1 protein-coding gene and 1 pseudogene are annotated in these 960 nt (G+C 45.3%); both read right to left on the bottom strand.

The window, feature by feature from the left end:
* A pseudogene (locus tag A3766_RS02130) lies at positions 1–541 on the bottom strand (hypothetical protein); the annotation flags it as partial.
* Positions 542–705: 164 nt separating this feature from the next.
* Positions 706–960 (bottom strand): hypothetical protein (locus A3766_RS02125; RefSeq protein WP_231882811.1); only part of this gene is annotated, 255 nt, incomplete at its 5' end.

The following is a 960-nucleotide window of genomic DNA, read 5'->3' as shown; positions in this document are numbered from 1 at the left end:
GTTTGTTGATTGCTTCTTTAAGTCGCTCCTCAGCTTGAGCGGGGATCCCCAGACACCAGCCTTCCAAAATAATTATATCTAAAGGTGCTTCTACTTTTGGCCAGCTGCATTCTGGAAAGCGATCATCGGTAGCTTTATCGAATCGAGGTATAGAGATCTCTTGGTTGTGACTTTTTAGTGCATGCAGTGTATTCAGGGCCAAATTTAGGTCGTGGGTGCCGGGCACGCCTCGTGTTTTAAGCATGGGGTGAATGTCGCGTGCCAAGTGCTGGCGTTGGTCGTGCGTAAGGTAAAAGTCGTCGATAGAGATGGATAGACTCTTTAAACCTTCGGCCTGGAACGACAGGGAAAGGTAGTCTGCCAAAGTAGTCTTTCCAGAGCCTTGGCAACCATTTAATCCAACAATTATGGTTTTTTGTGCACCTTTATGGTGCTTGATAATAGTCTTAACCAGCGGGTCAAACCAAATTGAGGCCTGAGTTAAATAGGACTCAGGTAGCTTGTTGCCCTTTATAAATGCCTGTTTGTCAGCTGTCTTCATGGTAGGGAGCCTATCACTACTCAATAATATAAGTGGGATAATGCATTAACCGTTCCGGTTTTTAAGTTACGGAAGAAGCTTTTGATTGGATCAGGGGGAGACAGCTTTAAATAAGGAACCATGCCTCCCTTAAAACGTCTGGGAGGCATGGGCTAACTTAGCGCCTAACGGAACAGATTTTCTTCATTAACCAATTCAATCGCATTCAACTGATGGTAAATACTATCATCGTAGGCACCATTTGAGATGATGCGTTGTCTGTGACGCTCAAAGATCTTGTTGTACTTCATTATGCGGCTGCCATAAGCAGACCAGGCTTGCTCTTTGGCTTGCTGAGGCCATGATTCGAGTTCAATTTGTGCAGTTTCTAGTTGAGAAACATGCGGGCCTCCCCAAATCATTGACATGGCGAGTGCTCC

The sequence above is a fragment of the Oleiphilus sp. HI0132 genome, assembly GCF_001635845.1.
This window is presented reverse-complemented; position numbering and strand designations above follow the sequence as displayed.